The sequence below is a fragment of the Streptomyces sp. GQFP genome (assembly GCF_021545335.1).
GTDB lineage: Bacteria > Actinomycetota > Actinomycetes > Streptomycetales > Streptomycetaceae > Streptomyces.
Genome location: NZ_CP089312.1, coordinates 4,892,681 through 4,918,682, shown reverse-complemented (window position 1 = coordinate 4,918,682; position 26,002 = coordinate 4,892,681). Strand labels below are relative to the sequence as shown.

At 70.4% G+C, this 26,002-nt stretch carries 25 protein-coding genes and 1 pseudogene; 17 read left to right on the top strand and 9 right to left on the bottom strand.

Translation table 11 applies throughout. The annotated features are described in order from the left end of the window. Positions 1-154: 154 nt before the first annotated feature. The 6 genes from LUX31_RS21775 to LUX31_RS21750 all read right to left on the bottom strand — a co-directional run bounded on the left by LUX31_RS21775 (position 155) and on the right by LUX31_RS21750 (position 8,360). Positions 155-2,488 carry a VWA domain-containing protein gene (locus tag LUX31_RS21775; protein WP_235476633.1) on the bottom strand — a complete coding sequence of 778 codons (2,334 nt, stop codon included), beginning with the start codon at positions 2,486-2,488 and terminating at the stop codon, positions 155-157. Between the two features lie 155 nt (positions 2,489-2,643). Next, the gene (locus tag LUX31_RS21770) at positions 2,644-3,129 is read right to left on the bottom strand and encodes a Pycsar system effector family protein (protein WP_235476632.1); all 486 of its coding nucleotides are present in this window, start codon (positions 3,127-3,129) and stop codon (positions 2,644-2,646) included. A gap of 107 nt (positions 3,130-3,236) precedes the next feature. After that, positions 3,237-4,388 (bottom strand): hypothetical protein, encoded by a 1,152-nt coding sequence (locus LUX31_RS21765; RefSeq protein ID WP_235476631.1) that lies wholly within the window; start codon positions 4,386-4,388, stop codon positions 3,237-3,239. Then, complete coding sequence (locus tag LUX31_RS21760; protein ID WP_235476630.1) at positions 4,381-6,834, bottom strand: hypothetical protein; 2,454 nt, start codon at positions 6,832-6,834, stop codon at positions 4,381-4,383. The genes LUX31_RS21765 and LUX31_RS21760 overlap by 8 nt, the downstream gene beginning before the upstream one ends. Then, complete coding sequence (locus tag LUX31_RS21755; RefSeq protein ID WP_235476629.1) at positions 6,831-7,550, bottom strand: hypothetical protein; 720 nt, start codon at positions 7,548-7,550, stop codon at positions 6,831-6,833. The genes LUX31_RS21760 and LUX31_RS21755 overlap by 4 nt, the downstream gene beginning before the upstream one ends. 105 nt (positions 7,551-7,655) lie before the next feature. Continuing rightward, entirely contained in the window at positions 7,656-8,360 is a 705-nt protein-coding gene (locus tag LUX31_RS21750) for a Crp/Fnr family transcriptional regulator (RefSeq protein WP_235476628.1), read from the bottom strand. A 451-nt stretch (positions 8,361-8,811) separates the two neighbouring features. Between LUX31_RS21750 and LUX31_RS21745 the strand changes: the two genes are divergently transcribed. The 6 genes from LUX31_RS21745 (at position 8,812) to LUX31_RS21720 (ending at position 16,639) form a co-directional block, all read left to right on the top strand. After that, positions 8,812-9,534 carry an RNA polymerase sigma factor gene (locus tag LUX31_RS21745; protein ID WP_235476626.1) on the top strand — a complete coding sequence of 241 codons (723 nt, stop codon included), beginning with the start codon at positions 8,812-8,814 and terminating at the stop codon, positions 9,532-9,534. After that, positions 9,531-10,532 (top strand): CU044_5270 family protein, encoded by a 1,002-nt coding sequence (locus LUX31_RS21740; protein ID WP_235476621.1) that lies wholly within the window; start codon positions 9,531-9,533, stop codon positions 10,530-10,532. The genes LUX31_RS21745 and LUX31_RS21740 overlap by 4 nt, the downstream gene beginning before the upstream one ends. Before the next feature lie 158 nt (positions 10,533-10,690). Next, the gene (locus tag LUX31_RS21735; protein WP_235476619.1) at positions 10,691-11,188 is read left to right on the top strand and encodes a GntR family transcriptional regulator; all 498 of its coding nucleotides are present in this window, start codon (positions 10,691-10,693) and stop codon (positions 11,186-11,188) included. Positions 11,189-11,192: 4 nt separating this feature from the next. Continuing rightward, complete coding sequence (locus LUX31_RS21730) at positions 11,193-12,125, top strand: ABC transporter ATP-binding protein (protein ID WP_235480007.1); 933 nt, start codon at positions 11,193-11,195, stop codon at positions 12,123-12,125. Continuing rightward, positions 12,122-13,186, top strand: a complete 1,065-nt coding sequence (locus LUX31_RS21725; RefSeq protein ID WP_235476610.1) for an ABC transporter permease subunit — start codon at positions 12,122-12,124, stop codon at positions 13,184-13,186. The genes LUX31_RS21730 and LUX31_RS21725 overlap by 4 nt, the downstream gene beginning before the upstream one ends. Positions 13,187-13,291: 105 nt before the next feature. Further along, positions 13,292-16,639: a S8 family peptidase gene (locus LUX31_RS21720; RefSeq protein WP_235476608.1), complete on the top strand. Its 3,348-nt coding sequence runs from the start codon at positions 13,292-13,294 to the stop codon at positions 16,637-16,639. Between the two features lie 67 nt (positions 16,640-16,706). Here LUX31_RS21720 and LUX31_RS21715 read toward each other — a convergent pair whose 3' ends face one another. Beyond that, positions 16,707-17,285, bottom strand: coding sequence for a hypothetical protein (locus LUX31_RS21715; RefSeq protein WP_235476606.1), 579 nt, complete (start codon positions 17,283-17,285; stop codon positions 16,707-16,709). A gap of 42 nt (positions 17,286-17,327) precedes the next feature. On the opposite strand from LUX31_RS21715, the gene LUX31_RS21710 reads away from it, so the two are divergent. Next, positions 17,328-17,543 (top strand): hypothetical protein, encoded by a 216-nt coding sequence (locus tag LUX31_RS21710; RefSeq protein WP_235476605.1) that lies wholly within the window; start codon positions 17,328-17,330, stop codon positions 17,541-17,543. A gap of 68 nt (positions 17,544-17,611) precedes the next feature. Here LUX31_RS21710 and LUX31_RS21705 read toward each other — a convergent pair whose 3' ends face one another. Then, positions 17,612-17,818 (bottom strand): hypothetical protein, encoded by a 207-nt coding sequence (locus LUX31_RS21705; protein ID WP_235476603.1) that lies wholly within the window; start codon positions 17,816-17,818, stop codon positions 17,612-17,614. Between the two features lie 68 nt (positions 17,819-17,886). On the opposite strand from LUX31_RS21705, the gene LUX31_RS21700 reads away from it, so the two are divergent. The 8 genes and pseudogenes from LUX31_RS21700 to LUX31_RS21665 all read left to right on the top strand — a co-directional run bounded on the left by LUX31_RS21700 (position 17,887) and on the right by LUX31_RS21665 (position 22,339). Next, complete coding sequence (locus LUX31_RS21700; protein WP_235476597.1) at positions 17,887-18,480, top strand: hypothetical protein; 594 nt, start codon at positions 17,887-17,889, stop codon at positions 18,478-18,480. 26 nt (positions 18,481-18,506) lie between these two features. After that, positions 18,507-18,888 (top strand): annotated as a pseudogene (locus LUX31_RS21695) (DUF6879 family protein). 248 nt (positions 18,889-19,136) lie between these two features. After that, on the top strand, positions 19,137-19,355 hold the full coding sequence (locus LUX31_RS21690; protein ID WP_235476595.1) for a hypothetical protein: 219 nt from the start codon (positions 19,137-19,139) through the stop codon (positions 19,353-19,355). Further along, complete coding sequence (locus LUX31_RS21685; protein ID WP_235476594.1) at positions 19,336-19,872, top strand: DUF6879 family protein; 537 nt, start codon at positions 19,336-19,338, stop codon at positions 19,870-19,872. The genes LUX31_RS21690 and LUX31_RS21685 overlap by 20 nt, the downstream gene beginning before the upstream one ends. Then, on the top strand, positions 19,841-20,713 hold the full coding sequence (locus LUX31_RS21680) for a helix-turn-helix domain-containing protein (RefSeq protein ID WP_328285683.1): 873 nt from the start codon (positions 19,841-19,843) through the stop codon (positions 20,711-20,713). The genes LUX31_RS21685 and LUX31_RS21680 overlap by 32 nt, the downstream gene beginning before the upstream one ends. Positions 20,714-21,069: 356 nt before the next feature. Next, a complete protein-coding gene (locus LUX31_RS21675) occupies positions 21,070-21,294 on the top strand; it encodes a DUF397 domain-containing protein (protein ID WP_235476590.1) in 225 nt (74 codons plus the stop codon). Positions 21,295-21,423: 129 nt separating this feature from the next. Beyond that, complete coding sequence (locus LUX31_RS21670) at positions 21,424-21,891, top strand: hypothetical protein (RefSeq protein WP_235476589.1); 468 nt, start codon at positions 21,424-21,426, stop codon at positions 21,889-21,891. Positions 21,892-21,922: 31 nt separating this feature from the next. Further along, the gene (locus LUX31_RS21665) at positions 21,923-22,339 is read left to right on the top strand and encodes a DUF6281 family protein (RefSeq protein WP_235476587.1); all 417 of its coding nucleotides are present in this window, start codon (positions 21,923-21,925) and stop codon (positions 22,337-22,339) included. A 53-nt stretch (positions 22,340-22,392) separates the two neighbouring features. Here the strand turns inward: LUX31_RS21665 and LUX31_RS21660 are convergent, their stop codons facing one another. Beyond that, positions 22,393-22,887 (bottom strand): hypothetical protein, encoded by a 495-nt coding sequence (locus LUX31_RS21660; protein WP_235476586.1) that lies wholly within the window; start codon positions 22,885-22,887, stop codon positions 22,393-22,395. A gap of 479 nt (positions 22,888-23,366) precedes the next feature. On the opposite strand from LUX31_RS21660, the gene LUX31_RS21655 reads away from it, so the two are divergent. After that, positions 23,367-25,373 (top strand): hypothetical protein, encoded by a 2,007-nt coding sequence (locus tag LUX31_RS21655; RefSeq protein WP_235476584.1) that lies wholly within the window; start codon positions 23,367-23,369, stop codon positions 25,371-25,373. Further along, on the top strand, positions 25,274-25,987 hold the full coding sequence (locus LUX31_RS21645) for a phosphotransferase (RefSeq protein ID WP_443046065.1): 714 nt from the start codon (positions 25,274-25,276) through the stop codon (positions 25,985-25,987). Before LUX31_RS21655 ends, LUX31_RS21645 begins: the two co-directional genes overlap by 100 nt. Positions 25,988-26,002 lie beyond the last annotated feature (15 nt).

Below are 26,002 nucleotides of genomic sequence, written 5' to 3'. Positions count from 1 at the left end.
TGGGGGCTGGTCGCGCGCACGCGGCGGTAGCCGCACATGCAACACAGCCCCGCGCCCCTTTCGGGGCGCTGCGCGCCTCCGAGTTCGTCGCGCCCGCGCGGCGGAGCCGCAGATCGACACAGCCCCGCGCCCCTGAAGGGGGCCTGCGGCCCCTTCACAGGTACGTCTGGTCGTAAGCGTTCGTGCTGTCCTGCCCGCCGGGGTCGGTGCCGGGCACGGGACCGGCGGAGGTGGGCGAACTCGCCTTCCGCTTGCGGGTGTTGCGGGTCTCCTCGCCCAGTGCCAGGCTCAGGCCGTCGGTCAGCTGGACCGGGATCGCCGCCGACAGCGGGATCCGGCCGCCGTCGCGGCGGCGCAGCACCGCTCCGCCGTTGGGGTTGCGTTGGACGGCGTACGGGCCGTGTGCGCGGCGCTCGATCCGGGGGCTGATGTGGGCCTCGGCGACGCCGAACTCGTACCACTGCTTGTGTCCGTGTCCGGCGACGTGCTCGCCCGGCAGCGGCTCGCCGTGTTCGTCGAGGAGCCGTAGGACCAGGCCGTGCGGGTCCCGGCGGGCGCGGCGCAGCCGGATCAGGGCGAGGACGGCCGCGACGAGCGCGGCGACCAGGACGGCGGCGGCGAGGAACGCCCACCAGAACCGGTCCCAGATCCCGGGTTCCGGCGTCACGTCCACCGACAGCGGGGACTCCGCGAGGGGGAGGTCGCCGTCGGTGGTGTCGACGACTGTGACGTTGCCCGCGAGGGACAGTCCGTCGTCGGTGAGGCGGTCGCCGAAGACCGCGGCCGGGGCGACCTCGACGGTCACCTTCCGGGTCGCGGACTCGCCCGCCTTCAGGGTGAGTTGGGACGGAGTGACGGTTAGCAGGCCCGCCTTCACGTCGGTGACCGACAGTTTGAGGGTGCGTGGCGCGTCGCTCGTGTTGTGGACGGCCAGCGTGCCCGTGACCTTGCCGCCCGGATGCGTGTCCCCGGCCGGGATGTCGAGCGCGGTGGTGACGGGCAGTTCACCGGGGGCGACCCTGCCGCCCTCGCTGCGCGTGTCCGCGCTCAGGCCTGCGGCGGTCAGCGTGGCGCTCACCTTCAGCGCGCCGGCCGCGTCCGCCGGGATCTCGGCGGTGCCGGTGAACGAGCCGTCGCTCGCCTTCGCGTCCTTGCCCTTGCCGTCGTCGGCGAGGGTGAGCGGGAGCGGGGTGAAGCCGTCGCCGGTCAGCTCGCTCTTGACGCTCAGCCCGGCGTAGTCGCTCGGGTCCTTGATCTGGTAGCCCTCGCGGGTCTGGACCCGCATCGTCACCGTGACCTCGTCCCCGGCGCGCGGGGAGGGCGGGTCCATGCTGATGGCGCCGCCCAGTTCGCCCTGCCACAGCACGCTCACGGCGACCGGCAGCGAGCGGTGCCCCTCCGGGGCCTCGGCCTTCACCTTCCACACGCCGGGCAGCGGGTCGGTGATCTTCAGCGCCTCCACGGTGCCGGTGCCGCCCGCGAGTTCGAAGCGGGAGTTCTTGTGCGTCCCGGACGTCGGGACCTTGTCGCCGGCCGGGTCGGTGTAGGTGATCCGCACCTCGGGGTCGCCCTTGTCGACGACGATGCTGCCCACGGTCGCCAGCGGCGAGATCGCGATCTTCAGGGTGGCGGGCGGACGTTGGGGATCCGGGCCCTCCTCGTGGCGCATGCAGTGGGCGGCGGCGAAGATCCGCTCCAGGGTCGTGCCGACCTTCTCGGAGCCGCCGACCAGCTCCGCCTTCGGCTTCGCGGAGGGCAGTTCGACGCAGCCCTTCTGGTAGCCGCCCGCGGCGATCCGGGCGAGCTGCTTCTCGTCCGGCTTCGGTCCGAAGCCCAACGGCCAGATCTGCACGCCCTGTTCGGCCGCGTCCTTCAGCGCCAGCGTCAACTGCCGTTCGCCCTCGGCCTTCCGGTGGGCCGGGTCGCCGTACTTGGGGCTGTCCTCGACCTCCATGATCCCGTCGGTCAGCAGGAACAGCACCCGGGGCTCCAACGGGTCGGTGCCGTTGGTCAGTTCGTGCACGCCCTGCCGGATCGCGCTCGGGAAGTCGGTGCCCGTGCCCTCGCCGGACTCGCGCTTGCGGAGCTTGCCGACACAGGCGCCGATCGTCTCCCGGCCCGCCGCGTCCAGCGTCGTACGCGGGCACACCGGGTCAACGGCGCTCTGGCCCCCGCCCTCGGCCGCGGCGAAACCGAACACCGTGACATGGGAGGACGAGGACACGTCACCCAGCGCGATCCGCGCGGCGGCGGCCTTCTCGGCGGCCATGTCCGCGTCGGCGAGGCTGGCCGACTCGTCCACGGCGACCGCGTAGTTGACCGCAGGGAAGGCCGCCTCGGTCTCCGCCACCGGTACGGCGTCCCCGCCGGAGGGCCGACCGGTGGGCGCCGACAGGGACATGAGCACCGCGGCGGCGCCCAGCACGGCGAGCGCGGCACGGCGCGCCCCGCTCTTTCTTGTCTCGCGTACTCCGTTGACTCGTCCCACGGCCGTCCCCTGTTCCCCGTTTTCCCGTTGCCGGTGTTCCTGGATCGTCGCTACTGAGCGCGCACGGGTTCCGTCGTGCGCGCGGATACGTCCTTATGGGTGAACTTCCTGACTTCGGCGCCCCTCGACGACGCCGTAGCGCTCCCGCCGCTGTCTCAGCGCGCCGTCATGCTCCACGCCAGGGCCAGCACCGCCGAGGGCGCGAGCGAACCCACCCCCCACCGGATCGCCCGGTACTTGGCGGAGAGGATCGCGCTGACGTCGACGGCCTGGACGAGCAGCCAGCCCGCCGGATCGCGCCCCGCCTCGGCGACCCGGGCGGCGAGCCCCGCGAGGTCGCGGCGGGCGCCCACCAGATCGCCGAAGTACGTCACCCGGGCCTGTCCCTGCCGGTCTTCCCGGACCGTGCCGGTGCGCGGCATGAGCGCCCCGACCAGCGCGGTCACCGAGACCGTCCAGAGCAGGCCGGCCAGGACCAGCGTCACGTCGGCGGGCCCGTGCCAGCCGGGGGCGCCCTGCCAGCCGATGAGGAACGCGGGCAGTGCGAGCGTCCCCGACAGCAGCACCGCCGCCTTCGAGTCCGCCCGCCCGAGGTCCTCCCTGATGGTGCCGAGCAGCCGCTCCGCGACGCGCTCGCTCACGCGTTCCCCGGAGCGGTCGGGCCCGTGCCGACCCCCGTACGGCTCGGGCCCGACCTGCCCCCCGGTCCCCCCGGTCCCCCCGGTCCCCCCGGTCCCCCCGTCCCCGGTCATCGGGTGTCCCTGGCCCCGTCTGCGTCGTCGCTTCCGTCCGCGTCCGCCCAGTCCCAGCCGTCGTCGCGGGGGCGCTTGCGGCGCGGCGGCTCCGGGGCGGAGTCGTCGTCGGCGTACGGATCGTGGGTGTCTCCAGGCCTACGGCGGGCGCGGGCGGGAGGATCGTCCGACACCCAGTCCGGAGTGAACGGTTCGGCGGAGGACGACTCCAGCTCGGGAGTGGGCCTGCCGTTCCGGCCGTTCCGGCGGGCGGGCAGCGAGCCGATGGGCCCCTGGACCCCGCCCATCCGCCCCCGGTTGAGCAGACTGAGCGCCTGCGCCTCGACGTCGTTGGACTGGATCTGACCGCTCTCGACCATGTCGAACAGCCGGTCGACACGCTCCCGTTCGTCCTGCCGGCCCTCCTGGCGGATCTTCTCCAGGAAGTCCTTGGCCTCGGTCGGCTCGGCCGCCAGCATGTACGTGAGCTGCTCCAGTTCCCCGCCCTGCAGCATGGCCCGGAACCGCTCCTGGTGCACCTTCGTCACCTCGGCGGAGGCGTGCGCGTCCCGGATGCCGTTCATGTGCTCGATGGCCCGGTCGTCGACGCGCAGCCGGACGTACAGCCGTACCTTCAGGCCGAGTTCGGTGCCCAGTTCGCCCCAGCGTCCGCCCGTGCACTCCCGGGTGATGGCCCGGTTGGCCTGCTCGGCCTCGTGCACGCGGTAGGTCGAGGTGACCTCGTGCAGCCGCTCCAGGATGGGGGCGGTGAGCCGCTTGGCGATGTCCGTCACGACCTGGACGGCGGCCAGATGCGGGTCGTCGACCGTCCAGTGGATGTCCACCTCGGCCTTGAAGAAACTGGTGCCGCCGGCGGCCGGCAACTCGATCTCCAGCGGCGTCTGGTAGGTGCCGAGCGCGATCTCGCAGACGGTGTGCGGCCGGGCCAGCACCGGCTTGTCCACGTGCCGGGTGCCGGTCACGGTGATCACGCTGTAGCCGCCGTTGCGGTAGAAGCGCACCAGCGCCGTCTGCGCGCTGATCGGCGGCTGGGCGGCGGTCGGCGGGTACTCCTTCAGGAACGGACCCGCCGGACCGGCGGCGGCTCTGCGCGCCCGCAGCCGCTCCTGGGCCCGGGCCCGCGCCCGGGCCTCGTCGTTCTCAGCCATGGCTTCTCTCCTCCTGGCCGCTCCGGGTCCGCCGGCCTGTGGCGAGCCGCCACAGGGAGCGCGCCCGGGCGTCGGGCAGCGGATCGTCCGGATCGTTCATCATTCGGCGCAGCAGCCAGTCCAGCCGCCGCCGGTCGGGTTCCTCGGCGGCCAGCGCGGGCAGCAGCGCCGCCAGCCCCGGCCGGGTCCACTCGTCGCCCTTCTTGCGGACGGCGGTGCGCAGCATGCGCTCCAGCGCGTCCATGGCGACGTCCTTCGAGCGGGCCGTGTTGAGCGCGGTCCACAGCAGGTCCGCGATGGGCAGGGCGAGTTCGGGTCGCGCGGCGACCAGGGCGAGGGCCAGCGGCCAGTCGCCGCGTTCGCCGAGCGCGGGCTCCGGCTCGTCGATCAGCAGCTTGTCCACCCGGGTCTCGGCCAGCCAGATCGTGGCCGCGAGCCCGAGGGTCTGATAGCCCTCGCGCTTGTGCTGGGTCCAGTCGGCCATCCGCCGCAGCACCTTCGCGGTCCGCTCGCTGTCCGGCAGCGCCAGCAGCCGTACGACGTTGAACGCGGCGGCGGCCCGCAGCGACTGCTCCGCGTCCTCGCGGATCCCGATCCGGGCGAGGGCGTCCAGGGCGTCGTCGACGGTGTCCGCGCAGTTGCCGTAGCCCAGCGCCGCCGCCGCCGTCGAACGCTGGGTCCAGGTCGCCGACCTGCTCCAGTCCTCGACCAGTTTCCGTACGGCCTTGCGGTGCGAGGGGTGACCGGCCGCCTGGTCCAGCATCGTGGCCGCGAACAGCCTGCGGTGGGCGGTGCCCTCGGCGAGCGGCCGGACCAGTTCGGCGAACCCGTGGTCGAAGTCCCGTACGCACAGCTCCCCGGCGGCGACCGCCGCGCGCACCCACACCTGGGGCCGCTGGTCGTCGGCCAGCAGCCGCAGCCAGCGCACGACCGGCGCGCGCACCGGGAAGTGCCGGTCCCACAGCTCGGCCAGCACCGCCGACGGCAGGGCGCCGCCCCGGTACCAGATCAGCCGGGCCGCGACCTCCGCACCCGCCACCTCGACCTCGCCGTCGGTGAGTTCGGCGCGCGAGAGGGCCAGGTCGGCCACCGGGTCGTCGCAGAACAGGGGGCGGGCCGGGGTGTGGTCGGGGTCGCACTGGACGGACAGTTCCCAGGTCAGCAGATGGGCGGCGGAGGCCACCGCGCTGTGCGAGGCCCCGCCGAGCACGGCGAGCGCGATCCGGAACGCCACGGGGTGGAACAGGGCGGCGGTGCCCGGCCGTTGGTCGCTCCCCGCGCCCTCCTTCTTGCTGTCGGCCGGTGCGGTGAGCGCCCGGTCCACCCCGGTGAACCACTCCTGGGCCTGCTCGGCGGCGAGGCTGCGACAGCCGGCCAGCAACTCCTCGTACGACAGATCGCCCAGCAGCCGCCCGGCCAGCAGGGAGGCGAGGAGTTCGGCCTCGGCGGGGCGCAGGTCCTTCAGCCCGACCGCGTCCACGACCTCTGCCCGCTCGGCCAACTCCTGGGCGCGGGCGAGGAGTTGCTCCATGCTGAGGGCGCTTTCGGGGGCGGCGGCGACATGGTCCTTTATCCGTTGCCCCAGCCGTTCCTCCAGCCGTTCCCGCAGCCGGGTGGTGAGCAGTTCCTGGGTGGGCGCGGGCGGGCAGAGCATGCCGTAACGCCCGGCGAGCAGCGGGCCCGCCGTCGAGCCGACGGTGACGACGAGCACCGCGAAGGACTCGAACCGGGCCAGGGCGGTGGCCAGTTCGTCCAGGTCCATGTCGTCCGGGGGCAGTACGCCGGGCCGGGTGAGGGACAGTTCCAGCAGATAGCCGGTGCCGGGCGGGAACTCGTCGCCGCTGCCCAACTGGGCGGCCAGCCGGCGGATCCCGCCGTCCGGGTCGACGCGGCGCACGCCCGATCCGGCGGTGACCTCGGCGAGCAGGGAGAGCGCCGTGCTCGTACGTCCGGTGCCCGGGGCGGCGCCGAGCACCAGCAGACTGCGGGCGTTCAGCGCGTTGCGCAGCCGTACGTAACCGTCGGGGACCACGTGCGCGCGGCGGAGCCTGCGCAGCTCGTCCTCGGGCACGGGACCGCTGCGCAGGGCGGGGCCGCGCAGGCGGGTGTCGGTGCCGAGGAAGATGTCGCCGAAGTGGGCGCTGCTGATGAAGGAGCGGTCGACGCTGGTGAGGTCGCGGCCGGCCTCGAACAGGGTCCGGGTGGCGCGGCGCGTACGGGAGGCGGCGGCGAGGTCGGTGGGGGCGTCCTCGCCCTGCTCCTCGGCGAAGGGGGCGCGGGTGTACTCCTTGAACCGCTCGGCGGCGAGTTCCCGTTCCTTCTCTTTTTCCTTCTCCTTCTCGTCCCGGTCGCTGTCCTCTTTGTTTTCTTTTTCTTCTTTGTCTTCCTTGTTCTCGGGCTGGTCGGGCTCGGGGGTGTCGTCCGGCTGCGGGTCGTCGTCGCTCACTTGTGGTCACCGCCGATGCGCACGTTTCCGTTGAAGGTGCTGCCGTCGATCACGGAGATGTCGCGCCCCGCGGAGTAGGTGCTGTCGGAGTGGTCCACCGAGGCGGGTGTACGGGGGGAGCCGGCCGCCGCTCTGCCCGGCAGGTGGAACCAGGCCGTCGTCTCGCCCTCCTTGAGGGTGAGCCGGGCCGAGGTGTAGCGCTCCGGCTCGATGAACTTGCCGCCGCCGCGCACCACGTCCTCGTACAGGGAGTTCGAGGTCACCAGGACCAGGTCGGCGCCCTCGGCGTCGAGGAGTTCACGGGCGGCGGCGGAGTCGGCGAGGCGGCAGGCCAGGTCGACGGCGCGTCCGCTGATCCCGTGGGGGTCATGCCGTACGGGACCGACGTGCATGCCGATCCGCAGCCCCAGCGGCACCTTCAGGGCGCGGTTCTCGTCGCGCAGGTTCTCGTGCAGCTCGACCGTCCACAGCCCGAGCAGCCGGGTCACCGGGATCCGCGCGGACACCGAGAGCAGGACGCCGTCGCCGCGGTCCTCCATGTGTACGGCGTCCCGGGCCACCTTGGCGTGGGTGAACGCCGTCTCCACGACCCGGTATATCCGGGCGCGCATCCGCGGCCTGTCGATGTCGTCGTACTGCCCGGAACGCCGGGCGTCGACGCTGATCACCAACTCGTAGCGCGCTTCGGAGAGATCCATGGCGTCGCGGTCGTCCACCCCGTGCCCCCTTTGGTGCTGTTCGATCGTCGTTCGGTCGCCCCTTCAGATTCGGGCCCGGGACGAGGGCCGTCTGTAGCCGTTTACACACGGCGGGCCGGAGATTTACGCGCTCTCCGCGTGCCCGTCGGCGAGGAGGGCGAGCAACTCGGGGTCGAGGATTTCCACGACACGGTTGCCGGTCCGCACTATCTGCTGGGTGCGCAGCAGCCGCAGGCTCTTGGCGACGGCTTCCCGGGTGGCCCCTATGCTCGCGGCCAGCTCGTCCTGGGCGAGCTGTACGACCGAGGATCCGGCGGGGACGTACGGGGAGCGGGGCGCGCCGCCCGACCCCGACAGTTCGGTGAGCCGGCCGGCCAGGCGCTGGAGCACGGTGAGGGAGGCGAGCGCGGACCGTTCCTGGTCGGCGCTGCGGAGCCGGAAGGTGAGCTGGCGTATCACCAGCCCGCTCACCCGGGGATGCTCGGCGAGGAACCTGCGGAACGCGTCCCCCGAGATGACCTGGGCCTCGGTCGGCCCCAGCGCCCGTACGGTCGCGCTGCGCGGATGCGGGTCCAACGCGGCCATCTCGCCGAGGAGTTCACCGGGGCCGCGCAGTCCGAGTATCAGCCGGGTGGCGCCCCGGTCCGTCGCGACGGAGACGGTCACCCAGCCCTTGACGAGTATCAGGACGTGGCTGGATCGGTCGCCCTCGGTGAGGAGATGGGTGTCGGCCGCGAAGTGCTTCGGGTTGCCGAGGGCCATGACGCCCTCGCGCTCCTGGGCGGTCAGCGACTGCGCGAACGCCAGCTCATTGCCTAGCAGTCCCATGGCACGCCCCCCGCCGCGTTCCGGACCCCTGGTTTTGCGATGGCGTTGATGGTGACAGAGCGAAGTTCTGGCCTGAGCGGATCACGCCATATCGGGTGTACCGACCGGTAATTCATGTATGGGCACGTAAACGGTCCGGTGGCCCGGAATCCCTGCCCGTACGACCCCCGCCCGCAAACCCCCGAGCCGCCCGCCCGGAGCTGAGGTTCCACAGCGGACCCTCAGGTCAGCGCCGCCACTCGAACGACCGTCCGCAACAACGCAAGGATCCGGCCGGATGCGTCGTACTTGGCGAAAAATCAGGTTTCCGGTGCGGAAGTGGTGATGGGGGTGTGGTGGTGGGAGGGTCCGATAGGAGGGTGCGGTGATGAAAACGGTCCGATGGAGAAGGTGATCCACCGCCGAGGCCGAACGCTCGGTGCCCCGCCCGACAAGTAGAGGGTGTGACCGTGTGGCACGGTCACGGAAGGGGGTCTTCATGTGGCGGGCATCGACACGGCAACCGGCACCGGAGAGCGGTGCGCCAGACGGTGAACCAGCGGACGAGGGGGAGCTGTTCGCCCGTTCCGCGCGGGATCCCGCGGCGTTCGAGCCGTTGGTCGCCCGGCATTCGGTGGCGCTCCACGGCTACTTCGCGCGGCGGGCGCCCGCCGCGGCCGACGATCTGCTCTCCGAGGTCTGGCTCCAGGCCTACACGAGCCGCCTGACCTTCGACAGCGCCAAGGGCACGCTCCGCACCTGGCTGTTCGGCGTGGCCCGCAACGTCCTGGCCGCCCACTGGAGAGACAGCGCGCGGGAGCGTCCGGAGGCGGAGCCGGAGCGGTTCGGGCGTACGGCGTCCGTCGTGGACGCCGACCCGTGGCACGCGGTGGACCAGCGGCTCGACGCCGCCGCACTCGCCCCGCTGGTACGCGGGACGCTGGCCGGACTCCCGCATGTGGAGCGGGAGTTGCTGCTCCTTGTGGCCTGGGAGCAGCTGACCCCGACGGAGGCGGCGGCGGTGCTCGGGATACCTCCGGGCACGGCCCGCTCCCGGCTGCACCGGGCCCGCAGCAGGCTGCGCGAGGCACTCGACCCGGACCGCGCGGCACACGCGTCCGGCACGTCCGCCTCGCCCTCCGCCCGTACGCCCGCCTGTACGTCCGTACTCCGTCCGACAGGAGATCCCGCATGAACGAGCAGCAGCACGAGGTTCTCGACGCCCTCGACGACTTCGACGCCCTCGACTTCCCCGGCGCGGACATCCTGGTCGCCGCCGGCGAAGTCGCCCCGCCCGCCACCGGAACGATCGACGCGGCCCTGGCCGCCGTACGTCTGGCCGCCGCCGGCGAGGGTGCCGCGACGGACAGCAAGTGGCCCCGGCGGCGCTTCGCCAGCACGCGGCGCAGCCGCGTCCTGCTCTCGGCCGCCGCCGTCGCGGCCGTCGTCGCCGGCGCGATCGCCGTACCGACGATCCCCTTCGGCGACACCCCGCCGGCGGCGGGCGCGAACGCGGCGTCGTTCCTCCACGGGGTGGCGGACACGGCGGCGGAGGCTCCGAGCACGAACGCGCCGTACTGGAAGGTGCGCGCGAGGAGCGTCCACCGCATGGTGAACGAGACGGGAGGGGCCCCCATCAGGCCGGCACCGGGCATGGACCTCGGCCCGACCACGACCACGTCCTGGACCAGCCGCTCGGGAGTGATCGTCGAGACCTCGAAGGGTGAGTACCTGCGGACCGGGGTCGGAAAGGAACCCGGCGCGCAGATGTCGGTGCAGGTTGCCGGCATGGAGGTCAAGTGGGACGACCTCGCCGACCTGCCGACCGAGCCGGGCGCCCTCAGGACCTTTCTGGAGAGCGGCAACCCGGCCACTCCCAAGGACGAGGCGGTGTTCAACGGCATCGTCCAACTGCTTGTGGACCGAGTGAGCCCCGAGGTGCGCTCGGCACTCTACGAAGTCCTCGCCGAACTGCCCTACGTCCGCCTCGTCGGTCCGGTGAAGGACGGCGCCGGGCGGGCCGGAGTGGCGATCGAATACGACTCCGAGGACAGGCGCACCCGCATCGTCATCGACCCGAGGACCGCCATACCGCTGGAGCGGAAGAACTTCATTCTCGGGGGCCCGGCGGACGGCACGGCCTACCTCACGATCACCTATCTGGTTCTGGAATCCGTCTGGAAAGCCCCGTAGGCACAAGACCCGGACGAGCCCGAACGACAGGGGTCCGTCGGCCGCACACAGCGGCCGGCGGGCCCCTTTTGCGTCGCCCACGGCGCGCCGTTCTCCCGGCCCCCGTTGACAAGCGCCCGTCAACCCCTCCATCATCATTCCACTAATCAAGTAGTGGAATGGTGGTGGTGATCGTGGAGTACCGCATCGACAGGCGGAGCGGGGTCCCCGCCTTCCAGCAGATCGTGCAGCAGACCAAGCAGGCCCTGCGGATGGGCGTTCTGGTGCCGGGCGACCGGCTGCCGACCGCCAAGGAAGTCGCCGAGATCAGCGCGGTCAACCCGAACACCACCCTCAAGGCGTACCGCGAGCTGGAGCGCGAGGGTCTGGTCGAACCGCGACCCGGCCAGGGCACCTTCGTACGCCGCACGCTGGCCCGCCCCTCGGCGGGCACCGACTCTCCGCTGTACGGGGAGCTGGTGGCCTGGATGTCGAAGGCGGCCGGGGCCGGTCTGGAGCAGGAGGACGTGGCCGCACTGGTCACGTCGGCGATGGAGAAGCAGTACGCCGCCGGGAACACGCCGGCGGCGGGGGCCTCGACACCGGGGTCCACCACAACGGGGTCCATGACGACGGGGTCCACGGGGGCCACGACAACTAGGAGCACAGGTGAGTGACGGTATGTACGCGGGGGAGCCGGCGCTTGAGGCGTACGGACTGGGGATGCGCTACCGGCGGGGCTGGGCGCTGCGGGACTGTTCCTTCCGGCTCCCGGCGGGCCGGATCTGCGGGCTGGTCGGACCCAACGGGGCCGGCAAGACCACGCTGCTGAGCATCGCGGCCCATGTCCTGCAGCCGACGAACGGCTCGATCAGCCTGTTCGGCGAGGCGCCGGGCTCGGTCGAGTCCGGTCGGCGCACCGCCTTCCTCGCCCAGGAGAAGCCCCTGTTCCGCCGCTTCACCGTGGCGGAGACCCTGCGGCTGGGGCGTGAGCTGAACCCGGGCTGGGACCAGCGCGCCGCCGAGGACATCGTCCGCGCGGGCAACGTCCCCTTCGAGGCGAGGATCAACACCCTCTCCGGCGGCCAGCGCACCCGCGTCGCCATCGCCCTCGCCTTCGGCAAGCGCCCCGACCTGCTGCTCCTCGACGAGCCGATGTCGGACCTCGACCCGGTCGTGCGCCACGAACTCATGGGCACGCTCCTCGCGGAGGCCGCCGAGCGCGGTACGACCGTCCTGATGTCCACCCACGTCCTCGCCGAACTGGAGAACGTGTGCGACTACCTCGTCGTCGTCTCCGGCGGCGGAGTACGCCTCGCCGGTGACGTGGACGAGCTGATGTCCGTGCACACCCTGGTCACGGGGGCCAAGGAGGGCGACGGCGTGCCCGCCGGCCTCGCGCAGCACACCCTCGTCGAATCCCGGACCAGCGGACGGCAGTTCACCGCGCTCATCCGCCCCGAGGGCCCGGTCACCGGCCCCTGGGAGACGGACGCCCCGAACATGGAGGAACTCCTGCTCGCCTACCTCCGCTCACCCGAGGCACCACCCCTGATCACCCCCACCGCCCAGGTCCAGGGCCAGGCGTACGGCGCCGGGGCGGTGGCGGCATGAGCATCTCGACCAGCAACTCGACCCCGAAGAACGCCTCTTCCGGCACCTCGACCGACAGCAAGAACGGGACCATGAGCGCGACGACCACCACGGAGGCCACCCGGCGCCCCCACCTCAGCGGTATGACCTGGCTGGTCTGGCGCCAGCACCGGGCCGCCTTCTGGACCATCCTCGCCGCCACCGCGCTCTCCGTGGCCTGGATCGTCTACCAGCGCGGCCAGATGATGGACTTCCTCGACGGCTACGGCTATCCCGCCAACAGCCTCGACGAGGTGGGCAACGAGTTCCAGCAGTACGGCGACGCGTTCTCCTACGTCTCCACCGGTCTCACGGCGATACCCATCCTGCTCGGCGTCTTCCTCGGCGCCCCGCTCCTCGCGGGCGACCTGGAGAACGGCACGGCCAAGCTGGTCGCCGCCCAGTCCGCGAGCCGGACCCGCTGGCTGGCCACGAAGCTGGGGCTGACCACGCTGGTGGTCGCGGTGATCACGGTCGCGCTGTCGGCCGCGTTCGGCTGGTGGTGGAGCCCGGTCAAGTCCGAGGTCACGGTCATGGACTGGACCTCCAGCGAGGCGTTCAACACCACGGGCCCGGTGCCCGTCGCCCTCACCCTGCTCTCCGTCATCGGTGGTGTGGCGATCGGTGCGGTACTGCGGCGCACGCTGATGTCGATGGTGGTGACCTTCGGGTTCACCGTCGTGCTCCAGCTCGTCTGGTCCAGCTTCATCCTGTCGCTCGGCAACGTCATCACGGTCACGACGAACAAGGGCGTCATCGCCGAGAACTCGTTCCCGACGCTGCCCGACGGCGTGTACCAGATCGACGAGTCGTACATCACCAGCAGTGGGAAGCTGCTTGGTTGGAGCACGTGTGCGGAGGGGGATTCGGATGCGGTGCGTGAGGTGTGCCTGAAGAAGGCGGATGTCGTGGGGTGGTCGGTGGACTATCTGCCGATGTCGCAGATGAACGGGATGCAGTGGTTCGGGGCGTCGATTCTGTTCGCCTTGACTGCTGGGATCGCGGTGTTCCTTTTCTTCTGGGGTCGTAAGCGGCTCGTCTGAGTCGGAACAGGTAGTTCGTTTGGCAGCGGGGCCGGTGGGGGCTGGTCGCGCAGTTCCCCGCGCCCCTAAAGGGGCGCCCCCGCCCCCCGGAGAGAAAGGTTTCCCTTGAACCACCGCAACAGACGACGACGCGAGGCCACGGCCCTCGCCCTGCTCACCGCCGCAGCCCTTACCGGGACGCTGCTCGGGGCGTCGGGGTCGCAGGCCGCGCAGACCGGCAGTGTTACGGCCGGCCGCCTCGGTGAGGCGAAGACCGTCACCCTTGTCACCGGGGACCGGGTGACCCTGGACTCCGCCGGGCAGGTCACCGGTGTACGGCCCGCCAAGGGGCGGGAGGGCACCACCTTCCGAATAGCGCGGGACGCCGACCGGACCCTCGTCGTCCCGCGTGATGCCGAGCGGCTGCTCGCCAACGGCACCGCCGACCGGCGGCTGTTCGATGTGACGCAGCTGGTGAAGTGGGGGTACGACGATGCGGCCCGCGCCGATCTGCCGCTGATCGTGACGTACGCCAAGGGCCGCGCTCTCACGCCGAGCGCGCTGTCCGCCGCCGGGGCCCGGGTGAGCCGGGACCTGCCCAGTGTGAACGGGGACGCGCTCAGGGCCCGTAAGGCCGAGGGCGCCGAGCTGTGGGAGACGCTCACCGGGAGCGGGGGGTCGGCGCGGGCGATGTCGGCCGCCGCGGACAAGGTCGAGCGGATCTGGCTCGACGGGAAGGTCGAGGCGGCTCTCGACCGGAGCGTCGCGCAGATCGGCGCCCCCGAGGCCTGGGCCGCCGGGTTCGACGGCAAGGGCGTCAAGGTCGCCGTGCTGGACACCGGGGTCGACGGCACGCACCCGGATCTGAAGGGCCGTATCGACGCGGCGAAGAACTTCTCCGAGGCGGCGGACACCGTCGACCGGGTGGGGCATGGCACGCATGTGGCGTCCACTGTCGCGGGGTCCGGTGCGAAGTCCGGGGGCAAGTACAAGGGGGTCGCTCCCGGCGCCCGGCTGATCAGCGGCAAGGTGCTCGACGACAGCGGCTACGGCGAGGAGTCCGGGATCATCGCCGGTGCGCAGTGGGCCATCGCCCAGGGCGCCAAGGTGATCAACCTCAGCCTGGGCGGCCCCGACAGCCCCGGTGACGACCCCCTCGAACAGGCCGTGAACGACCTGTCCGCCTCCTCCGGCGTCCTCTTCGTGATCGCGGCAGGCAATGACGGGCCCTCCGCCGGCACCGTCGGCTCGCCGGGCAGCGCCGCCGCCGCGCTCACCGTGGGCGCGGTGGACCGTGATGATGCGATGGCCGAGTTCTCCAGCCGGGGGCCGACGGCGGATGGCGCCCTCAAGCCCGACCTCACCGCCCCCGGCGTCGACATCGTCGCCGCGAAGGCCGCCGAGGGCACGGAGGGAGACCCCGCCGCCGACGGTTACGTCTCGATGAGCGGTACGTCGATGGCGACCCCGCATGTCGCGGGCGCCGCCGCGATCCTCGCCCAGCGCCACCCCGACTGGACCGGCGAGCGCATCAAGGCCGCCCTCACCGCGTCCGCCAAGCCCACGGCCGGTGTCTCGGCGTTCGCGCAGGGCACGGGACGTACGGACATCGTCCGCGCCCTCGGCCAGCAGCTCACCACCACGCCCGCGACCGTCGGCTTCCCCACCCAGCAGTGGCCGCACACCGACGACCAGCCGGTCACCAAGACCATCACCTACCGCAACGACGGCGACGCGCCCCTCACCCTCGACCTGACCACCGAGGCGTACGGCGAGGACGGAAAGCCCGCCGCCGAGGGCATGTTCGAGGTCTCGCCGAAGCAGCTCACCGTCCCGGCGGGCTCCACCGCGACCGCCCAGGTCACGGCCGACAGCAGCGCGGGCACGGCCGACGGCGGCTTCGGCGGCTCGGTCACCGCGACGGACGGGGGCGGCAACTCCGTGCGGACCGGTGTCGGCGTACAGCGCGAGGTCGAGTCGTACGACCTGACCGTCAAGCACCTCGACCTCAAGGGGAAGCCCACCGGGCGTTCGCAGACCGGGGTGCAGGGGCTGGACAACCAGATCTGGAACGACTACTCGGACGACGCGGACGGCGAGTTCACCGTACGGCTGCCCAGGGGCCGTTACAGCCTCGAAGGCCGTATCGACACGGGCGCCACCCCCGAGGCCGGCGAGCTGGCCCTCCTCCTCAACCCGAAGTTCGCGCTCACCCGTGACACCACCCTCGTCATGGACGCCCGCAAGGCCAAGCCGGTGCGGATCACCGTGCCGGACAGCAAGGCCAAGCACACCGACGCCACCCTCAACTTCGGGTTCGACATCAACGGGAACCGGAGCATCTCCACGTACGACATGGGCAGCTTCGGCAAGCTGCGGGTGGGGCAGTTCGGCGCCCGGCTGCCCGCGAAGGAGGCGTTCGCGCAGTACAACGGCACCTGGACGCACGGCAGTACGAACTACCGGCCGGTGATGAACCGTACCGGCGATCTGGCCGGCTTCACCGCGAACCTCAAGCGCACGCAGTTCGCCAAGGTCAGCATCCCCGCCGGTGCGCCCGCCAAGGGCAAGACGGGGACGCTCGTCGCCGCGCCCATGATGCCGGGCGGCGCCTGGTTCGACTTCTACCCGACCGACTTCTCCCTGCCGGCCACCCTCACCGACTACGTCCTGCCGGGCGTGAAGTGGAGGTACTCCGTCTGGCAGGAGGGCGGCCCGGACGCGGACGGCGAACCGGTGTCCGAGGCCAGCCAGTGGACCGCGAACCCCCGTGCGTACAGCGCGGGCAAGCAGTACACCGAGCGGTTCAACACCGGGGTCTTCGGCCCGCACCTGACGGGTCCGCTGACCGGCAACGAGGATCGTCCGGGTGCGGTCCGGGTCGGCGACACCTTCATGGCGTACCTTCCGCTGTTCTCCGACGGAGCCGGACATGTCGGCGACTCCAGCTACAGCAAGGCGAAGAGCACTCTGTACTCGGGCGGCACGAAGGTCTTCGCCGTGAACAGGGACCTGGCCGGCTTCACGTACGAACTCCCCGCCGCCAAGCGCGCGTACCGTCTCACCACGGACGTCTCCCGCCCGACCTCGCTGTCGTCGGTCTCCACCCGCGTCACCGCCGAGTGGACCTTCACCTCCGCGCACGTCACCGGTGTCGGGCAGCGGCTGCCGCTGTCGGCGGTCCGCTTCAACCCCCGGCTGAGCATGGCGAGCACGGCCAAGGCGGGTACGCGCTTCTCGGTCCCGTTCGCCGTCGAGGGCGCGGCCACCGCGCGCACCGCCCGCAAACTGGCCTTCTCGGTCTCCTACGACGACGGCCGGACCTGGCACCCGGCGAAGGCGGTCGCGGGCAAGCGCCTCGACCTGCGTCACCCGGCGAAGGCGGGCACGGTTTCGCTGCGCGTGACGCTCACGGACAAGGACGGCAACACGCTGAAGCAGACGATCAATCGGGCGTACCGCACGACCAAGTAGAGCCAGTAGAGAGGGAAGGGCGGCGCTCGGACGGCTTCGGCCGGCCCGGGCGCTTGCTCGTTCCTGCCTACCGGATTCCCAGCAGGACCGCGCCGGTCACCATTGCCGCGGCTCCGGCGATCAGCACGATGATGATGACGCCGAGTGTCCCCTCGTTGGAGCGGTGCTCGGCCGCCGGGTCCGGGGTGTAGACGGTCGGGGCGGTGGGCGCGTAGTGGATGGTGAGGTCGCGGTCCAGGGAGCGGCTGGGGTTGGGGACACCCTCGCGGCACAGCACGGTCATCCGGGTGCCCTCGGTGGTGGTGAAGACGATGACGGGGGCGTGGTTGAAGACCTCGTCGCCCTCGCCGTCGGTGTAGACGTCCCTGGTGACGGCCACGACACGGGCCGGGACGGCGACGGCGGAGGCCAGCAGGGCGTCACGGGCGCGCACCGTACGGAGATCGGCGCCGTTCGCGACGTACGCGGTGACCAGGGCGCCGAAGCCGAGCAGCGCCCCCGGGTAGCCCCAGGCGACGGTCGCGTGGACGGCCAGCCCGAGGAGGAGCAGGGCGACCGCACAGTTGGGGGCGGCCCGGCCGTTCCTGTCGGGGACTGTGTCGAGCACGATGCGGAACCGGTCCGGCCGCCCGCGCGGGTAACGCACTGCGAACTCCCGCCCCACCCAGGCCTCGTCGATCGTGTGGCCGTGCTTGCCGGCGTTGGGCAGTACGATCTCCTGCCCGCTGCCCGCTGCCCGCTGCCCGCTGCCCGCTGCCCGCTGCCCGGGTCCCGGAACGCGACCGTCACCGGTATCCCGGGGTGCTTGGAGGCACCGTGCGCCGGCTGCTCCACCGCCACGATCCGGGCCGTGGTCCAGACGGCCCGCTGGGCCGGGGTGACTCCGGCCAGGGAGAGCCCGTAGCCGAGCAGCGCCGGCACCGTGGGGACCGTCCACCACAGCTCCAGCATCTCGTTCGCGCTCATCACGACTCACGACCCCATGCGGAACAGACCGCTGTCCGGATCGACGACGGCGGCGAGCCGAAGACCCACCCTCAGGGAGGAGTCCGGCGAGCGCTTCCAGGTCGTCTCGAACGTCCGGAACCCCGGTCCGCTGATCCGCAGACCGACCAGGAGACCGGCGTCGTCCGCGTCCACCCAACGGGTCAGCTCGGTGATCTCCGCTGCCGCCGCCACCCCGACGGTGTCGAGCCGCCGGTTGTTCTGTCCACGACCGTACGACGGGGGAGTCGACCGGTGTACGGGTGACAGCGCACCCGACCGCCCTCGCGGGCAGCGCCGCCCGGCTCGCCCTGGGCCACTGGGCGGCCCGGTGGTGGCCGGAGTCGTACCCGGACGCGATACCCGCGCTCGAACCGGACCTGCTGGGACTGGAGTTGGCCGCGCTCACCCACCACTGCCAGCAACTGTTCGACGGCGAGGGCGATTTCGGCGACGATCAGCCGGACGACTGCGCGGCGGAGTTGATCGCGGAGCACGAGGCGGCCCTCGACCCCCTCCTCCAGTGGTGGCGAGGCACACCCCAACAGGCGGAAGTGCCAAGCCACTTGGAGGGCGTCCTGCGGCTGATCGACGACGCGGCGGACACCGCCGGACTGGACGGTCCCGCCCTGCGCGACCTCCGTTCGGCCCTGGACGGGCGAGTCCGTACGCCCCCTGTCGTCAGCGATCACAGCGATAGACAGGGCCCACGAACACCCGGACCCGGTAAGCAGCTTGGCGGGTTGGCAACGCGAACAGCTGGACCACTGGCGGGCGGGGGGCAGGATCGAACACTCGCCGCTGGTGTGGGCGGCGATGACGTGCATCGTCGTATGACCGCTGAACGTCCGGACTGAACACCGGCAATTCAGGGAGGCTGCACGTGCTCTTGGACGGTGACGAGAGGCGGCGATCATTTCGACGCGTACGAGCGTGACGCATGGCGGTTCGAAGCCCAACCCGTGTACACGATGCCCAAGGAAGCAGAGAACGTCGCACGTTTCCTCCGTGGCGATTCCAAGCCCCCGGAACACAAGGTCCTGGACGTCAGCCAGGACGACCACGGCCTTCCGCTCACCGGCACCGACTGGTGGATGTTCGACGGGTCGCGGATCGTGCACCTCAACTTCCGGGTGGACGGGACACAGATCAACCGGGAGCTGTTCGCGGGGGACACCGGCCCCTACTTGGAGTGGCAACGAATCGCTCTGGCCCACTCCGTACCGTTCGCGGAATACGTGAAGAGGCGCCCGAGTGACGTTTGAGCCTGAATCAACGTAGGGCGTAGGCCCGCGTCCCGGTCACGCCCGCGCGGTGGGATCTGCCTTGCCCCAGTCGCTGTCGGTCATGCGCAGAGCGTTGTTCAACTCCCTGTCATCCCTGTTCAGATGGTCTCTCCCTCTGACTCAGCCCCACCGTTCTATGCGACTTCGTGACTGGACGGTGGGCCACCCTTGTTGCCGGGGCAGGACGTTCCGTAGCTTGCTCACGACGCAGACCGAGAGGGGTCTCAGTGGACGAACTACGGATCATCGCCGGCGGGCCGTGCGGGAGTGCCGACGACGACAAGTGCGGGAACGGCGACTGCCCGACCGTGTACGCGACTCCGGAACCCGGCATGCTGGCCATTCAGGGGTACGACGTGATCCACCCGGTGCCGGACGGTGAGTCGGTCGTGCTGGTTCCGGAAGACATCCTGAAGGAGGCGGCACGTGCCCGAGGCTGGCTCTAGACCCGTACTGCTGGACGGCGACGAGTGGAAGGCGTACTTCAGAGACTTCAAGCGCTCTGCGTTCCGGCTCGAAGTGCACCAGACGTACACGATGCCCTTTGAGGCCGAGACACTCCGCGACTTCCTGGCCGGAGCCACCGTGCCGGACGGCTTCAACGCTTCCTGGCACCAGACCATCCGGGACCATACGGAGGCCGGGCGGACGATGACCCGGGCCAAGATCGTGCGGCGACCGCTCACGCCGTACAGTCGCTATCTCTTCGAGTGGGCGATCCCTGGGAACGTCGCGGCAGGGGAGGACTACCAGATAGTCGACGTGACGGAGCGGGAGAACCTCGGACTGCCTGAGCAGGACTTCTGGCTTTTCGACGAGAAGATCGTGGTTCATCTCAACTACCGCCCCGACGGCACCCAGATCAATCGGGAGCTGATTCAGGAACCCGACATCGGCAAATATCTCGCGTGGCGGGATATCGCTCTAGAAAGTGCCGTACCGTTCAGTGCCTATCGAACCTGAGACACAAGCACGGGAACGGAAGGACTTGGCGGAGGCCCTTCGGGGTCTCCGTCGTGCTTCCGGTCTGAGCGGCGAACGCCTGGCGCTTCGCTGCAATATGAGTCAGACGAAGATCAGTCGTATCGAAACCGGCCGTGCCCTGCCCACGGTTATTGACGTTGAACGCATCCTCAAGGCACTGGCCGTGCCCGGTGAGGTTGCTGATGAGCTTCTAGCCCTGGCCCGACGTGCGAACGTCGACTACGCATCGTGGCGTGCCTATGCACGCGTTGGGCTCTATCACAAACAAGCCGAACTGAAGGCACTTGAGTCCTCTTCGCAAGTGATGCGGCACTTCCTGCCCGCCGTCCCCACCGGCCTCCTGCACGTTCGTGAGTACGCCACCGAGACGCTTTCCCCCACGGTGGCAGGCGACCCGAACAGGGATGTTGCGCGAGCAGTGCAGGCCCGTATGGACCGCCAGGCCATCCTGGACGACACGTCACGCTCCTTCTGGTTCCTGATGACCGAGCAGGCTGTCAAGTGGCAGCGAGCCAACGCCGGTGCCATGGCGGCCCAGTGCGTACACATGGCGGAGGTCAACAGGAAGCCCAACGTCGAGATCGGGATAGTTCCACAGGGCGTGCTGGTTCCTGGAACTCCCATGAACATCTTTGTCGTCTACGACGACCGCCTAGTGACGATCGAACTGTTCTCCGGAGAAGTCGTGTTGCGCGATCCGAGGGACATATCCCAGCACCTGAATCTGTTCGATCTGTTCTGGGAGCACGCGCTCACTGGTGATGACACATCGGCCTTCCTCGAAGAGGTCGCAGACGGTTTTATGCGTCAACGCAACTAAGCCTCCCTGAAGGTCTATTGGGGCGCGATAATTATTCCATGGAGAGTGGAGATAATTCCTCGGGTTCCAGCGGGCGGACTCCCGAGAGAACTCGTCCGATTGGAATGCCGCCTGAGCCCTCGGCAAAGCCCGGCTGTTCTGACTGTCTGTCTCTGTCGGTTGCCCGTGGGAACGCGCGCTCGACGGGGGACTACAGCGCTGTATCCGACTGCAATGTGAGGATGCGTCGGCACCAGGCCGAGGCGCATTAGGCATCTATTCGCTGAGGTGTTCCCCCTCCTCCCCATGAACTCCCGCCCGACAAGGGCGGCGGCGGTCAGTCATGGCCGCGATCAGTTGAGCAGGAAGGTGCAGTGATGCTGGACGGATCCGACCTGTATGCGCTTGACATCAACGGAGCGTCGTTCGTGAAGGCGTGCGGCGGCCCCTGTACGGAGGGATGCGTGACCCTCGCCCGAATCGGCGACGGCGCCTGGGCCCTCGGTGACAGCAAGCGGCCGGACGCGGTGCCGTTGCGGTTCACCACGGAGGAGTTGGACGCGGCGGGCATCGACCCGGCGCGGTTCGGCCTGCCGGTCTGACCTCGCGCCCACTCCAGGGTCGGCCGGTCCCGGTTCCCGCCCACGGGCCCGGGATCGGGTCCGGGACCGGCCGACCCCGCGAACCCCAACCCCACCCCTCAATCCCAACACCGAGAACGGGTACGGCTGGTGCACCATCACGGCTATCTCTGGACCGGCCCGAAGCACCGCTTCGACCAGGACGCCCTACGACGACCACCGCACCCCACCCCGCCCCCGGCGGGCAGCAGGCCGGAGTTGCTCCAGCGGTACCGCGAAGTGGCCGCGGAGTTCCCGGTGGTGGACCTGCCACCGCTGGAGACGGCGTACTGGCTGATCAAGCCGGGCTCGCTGGTGCGCGGTACGTGGGACGAGGCGAAGGAGGCGGCGGCGTGGCTCGGGGAGCGGCTCGCCGAGTACGCGCCCCGTTTCGCCGACGAGCGGGACCGCGACATCACCCGTCTCGCGACGCTCGTCGCCTCCGCTGCCGAGCGACTGGCTTCGGGCGCCGACGTGTCGCTGGGCCACTACCTGGAACGGCCCTCTTACCTGTCGCTGGCTGCGGTGACGTGCTCACCAAATCGAGCACGGCCTCAACTAACATGCCCTGTCCAGTAGTTGGCCGCGGCCTGCGGGAGGAGATACCCAGGTGAGAACCGCAGTTCCGGTCATGAGGAACGCGATCCTGAGAGCACTCGTGGCCGCGGCCACCGTCGCGGTGTCCGCCGCGTGCGCGTCGTCGAGCGGCGGCGAGTCCGAGTCGTCCTGCGAGTTCCGGGTCGAGTACGACAAGCGCGTGTACTCGGACGTGGCCAACGCCGAGTTCAAGCTCGGGAAGAAGCTGGGTACGGCCGTCATCCCGCCGTGCGACGACTCGCCGGACGACGGGGACGGCCAGGCGTCACCGGACTCGACGATCGCCTACGAGATCGAGGGAGTGGACTCCACCCTGGCCATCGCGCTGGACGGGGCCCCGGCCGACGTCCTCTTCGTCGCTGTCGACTCCGACTCCGACTCCGGCGGGGAACTACCGCCCGAGATCAAGAAGCTGATCAAGGGGTCCTGAGATCCAGTACGGGGCGGGGCGGGGGCTCCGCCCCCGAACGACGGCGCCTGCGCTCACCCGATCTGTGCGCAGTCGGCGAGAAGGTTCGTCAGACGATTCAGTTGGTCGGAGAGTCGGTCGTGCTCATCAATGTCTGCGGGCGTCCATGGGGCCTCGGCGGCTTCCATCTCGGAGGCACGTGATCCGGCCATGACGGCTCGGATCACTTCCTGAGTGGCGCTCCGCAGGCGGTTCGCGGCCTCGCCGGGTGTGCGGTCGAGAAGAACGTCGAGTTCGTCCGGCTCGGGAAGTGCCGGGATGCCGTGTTCGAGCCAGAAATCTCCCCAAAGGCGGCGGCGTCGCGCCTCCGGATCGACACCGTCCACCACGTTGATACCGCCCACGTCGTCCTGCTGGACGAACAGTCCGGCGCGGGCCGCCAGGTCGGCGGTCATGGCTACGAGGTCATCGTCGTCGCCGGATACGGAATCCGGCCGAGGGGCGCCAAGGAAGGTGCCCAACTCCACGAGCTGACGCGTCTGTTCGTCCGCACTCGGCAGGACCGTCATCTCTTCCCGAGCGACTCGACCAGCTCAGACACCGCCACGACCGCGGATCCCGTGGCGGCCGGCCCACCGGGATCAACCGCGAGCACTACAAGAAACGGGCCTACACCTACCTCGGCACCGTCACCCTCGCCGCACTCCTCATCTGGCTCCGCACATGACCCGAGAAACAACGCCTAGGCCCCCAGAGGGTGGCCCAGTACATCGCAAGCGGCGTGTGAACTGGGCGGATATCCGCGAGAGTCGGTGAAGGCAAGTGTGGGTGCGGCGGGACCGTCGGGCGGTCAGGACGCCACGTCGTCCCCGTACAACGTTCCGAGGGGATCGAGCGTCAGATGGATCGGCACAGCGGCTGAACGCCGTCCACGGTGTTCAGCGATCACACATGATGTTCAAGGGATCAACGGATCGGGGGCGGGCGCATGACGCGGGCAGGACGTCGGCGAGGGTGGCGAAGGGGCAGGTCAGGGGCTGCCTCGGTCGTGACGGTCCTGGCGGTTGGGGCGGGGCTGGTGCCGTCGGCGGAGGCGGGGTCCGCGGTCGCGGACAGCGCGGGGATGCCGTCGGTCACCCTCAAGGGGGAGCTGGGGCCGCTGGCGCAGCCGGCGGCCCCGATCAGTGCCGACGATTCCGGCTTTCTGTCCCTCGGCACCGAGAGTGGCAATCCGGCCCAGTTCACGTGGGAGCGGCGGGACAGTACATACGTGAACGGCCTGCCCCAGCCCCTCCATCTCAACGACATGTGGGGCGTCAATGGTGGCTTCGGCCTGGAGCAGGTCGGCACCACCCGCTCCTACCGGATCCGGGACTACGACACTGGCAAGGCCGTACAGTTCGATCTGCCGGCCGGCGACACCGCCACGACGGTGTTCGCCGAGAACCGCCTGATGACGCTGCGGAAAACAGCTGGCAAGTGGACGCTGCACCTGCTGGAGATGCCCGCGGCCGGTGGCCGCCCGGTCGACCGGCTGGTGTCCGGCGTCCCGGACACCTTGCCGGGAACCGTCACCGACGCGCTGGTGGACTCCCGGGGAGCCGCCATCCATTTCGGGGGCCCTTACGGCATCCAGACGCTGCTGGACTTCGCGGCCGGCCGCCTGACCGTGGTGCCCGAGGATGGCGCCTCGGCCACGCAACTGGTGTCGCTCAGCGCCACCACGGTCTTGTACGACTCCTTCGCAGACGATCAGCCCCGCTACCTCGTCGACCGTGACCATCCGGACGCGCCCCGAACCCCCCTCAAGAATTCTCCAAGCAATCTGACGTTGCTGGACGACTGGATTGTCTACCCCGGCGGCGACGGCGAACTCCTGGCCCAGCCCGCCGCCGGCGGCACGGCCCTCACCCTGCTGCCGAAATCCGACACCCGGCCCATCACAGGCGTAGACGGCGCCGTCTACGTCGTGAGCGGCTCGGACCCGGACGACTGGGCGGTTCGGCGCATTACGCTCGGCGCCGACGGGACCCCGGCCGTCGGCGTACACGTACCGCTGCCACGGCAGACGGTGTACGACGTCGGCGGTGTCGCGGTCGACCATGGACAACTGCGGGTCGGCACACTGCACGTACCGCCTGGTGTCTCTCGCGCGACCACATATCTTTCCGGCTCCTCCCTGTCGCTTACCGCCGGGGGCACGCTGAACGCCACGCCCCTGCGGAACGTCGGCGACCTCGGGCGGCATCCCGCGGACGGGCCCAGGGGGGACCTGCAGTGCACCGGGGAGTGCCTGCGGCTGGTCCCCACCGGGGAAGGCGACGTCGTCCGGTTTCCCCGGGGCCACTGGGTGCCCACGCTGTCGGCATCCGGCAGGTACACCCTTCAGCGCCCCAACTCACGGTTCCAGTACGTCCTCGACGGAACCAAGGAGCTGAGCCACACCGCCCAGTGGCACGCTGCTTCTCTGTGGGGCAACGAGCTGTGGAGCGCGGGCCGCGAGAGCGGCACCGTCTCCGCGGTGTCCCTGCCGTCGATGAAGGCACGCGGCTCCGCGGTGTCCGTGGGCGCCCCTTGCATCCCCGAGGAGATTCAGGTGGTGGATCGATGGATCTACTGGTCCTGCGGTCCCACCGGGAAAGCCGGTGTCTACGACCGCACTACGAAACATGTGATCACGGTGCCGTCAGGCTACGCGGAACTGGCCGACGGTTACCTCGTCAGCCAGAACGAAGCGGCGGCCAAGCTGGAGATCACCTACTTCCCCGGCGCGGTTCCGTCCGATCGCGTGGGCACCAGCGAACTGGGCCCGCTGAAGGACCAGGTGGGCGCGCCCGCCGACCGGCGTGGGCGTTTCTGGGCTGTGGACCGGTTCGGCGGCCCCGTCGCCTACCTCACCAACGCGGGGGATGTGACGGTCAAATGGCCGCAGGTGACCCCCTTTCCCTCGCCGTCATCTCCACCGACAGCCCCGCCGGCGTGGATCTGCGTGCGGACGGTAGTCAGTACACGAGGGTGCGGCAACTGCCGAAGCCGACGGCGAGCGGGAAGTTGACGCTTGCCGCCAGCAACGGGAAGACCCTCCATCCGTGCACCGGCGGCGTGCTGGTGGGCGCGCACCGCAGTGGAGTCCACGGACACGTCCCAGTCGATCCCGCTGGCCGCGTCCTCGGCGGCCTGCACCTTCCACAGCAGCTGCCACCTCGACCTGGCCAGGCCGGCCGGAGCATCGTCGAGCTGACGGCGGAACTCGACGACGAGTGCGGGGCGCTCGTGACGAACGGCCTCCTGCCCGCCGACCTGGTCACCCGCAACCGCCAGGTCGCCGAGGCCGCGCTCCGGCCGTGGACTCCGGCGTTCACACACGGCGACCTGCAGATCGCGCACGTCTTTGTCGACGGCGACGAGGTCACCGGCATCATCGACTGGTCCGAGGCGGGCCAGGGCGATGCCCTGCACGACCTCGCCACCTTCACGCTCGGACACGAGGAACACCTCGACGACGTCATCACCGGCTACGGCTACGGCTACGGCTACGGCATCGACATCGACGTGATCCACGCGTGGTGGTCGTTACGAAGCCTGCTGAGCGTTCGCTGGCTGACCGAGCACGGCTTCGACCCGTTCGCGCCGGGCTGTGAGGTCGACGTACTGAGATCCCGGATGTGAGACGGCCGTCTGGCC

What these genes read in the sequence shown, in the direction of transcription:
- LUX31_RS21765 (WP_235476631.1), bottom strand. Translation starts at nt 4,388, where the DNA reads ATGGCTGAGAACGACGAGGCCCGGGCGCGGGCCCGGGCCCAGGAGCGG.
- LUX31_RS21750 (WP_235476628.1), bottom strand. Translation starts at nt 8,360, where the DNA reads ATGGGACTGCTAGGCAATGAGCTGGCGTTCGCGCAGTCGCTGACCGCC.
- LUX31_RS21740 (WP_235476621.1), top strand. Translation starts at nt 9,531, where the DNA reads ATGAACGAGCAGCAGCACGAGGTTCTCGACGCCCTCGACGACTTCGAC.
- LUX31_RS21735 (WP_235476619.1), top strand. Translation starts at nt 10,691, where the DNA reads ATGGTGGTGGTGATCGTGGAGTACCGCATCGACAGGCGGAGCGGGGTC.
- LUX31_RS21730 (WP_235480007.1), top strand. Translation starts at nt 11,193, where the DNA reads ATGTACGCGGGGGAGCCGGCGCTTGAGGCGTACGGACTGGGGATGCGC.
- LUX31_RS21725 (WP_235476610.1), top strand. Translation starts at nt 12,122, where the DNA reads ATGAGCATCTCGACCAGCAACTCGACCCCGAAGAACGCCTCTTCCGGC.
- LUX31_RS21675 (WP_235476590.1), top strand. Translation starts at nt 21,070, where the DNA reads ATGCTGGACGGATCCGACCTGTATGCGCTTGACATCAACGGAGCGTCG.
- LUX31_RS21660 (WP_235476586.1), bottom strand. Translation starts at nt 22,887, where the DNA reads ATGACGGTCCTGCCGAGTGCGGACGAACAGACGCGTCAGCTCGTGGAG.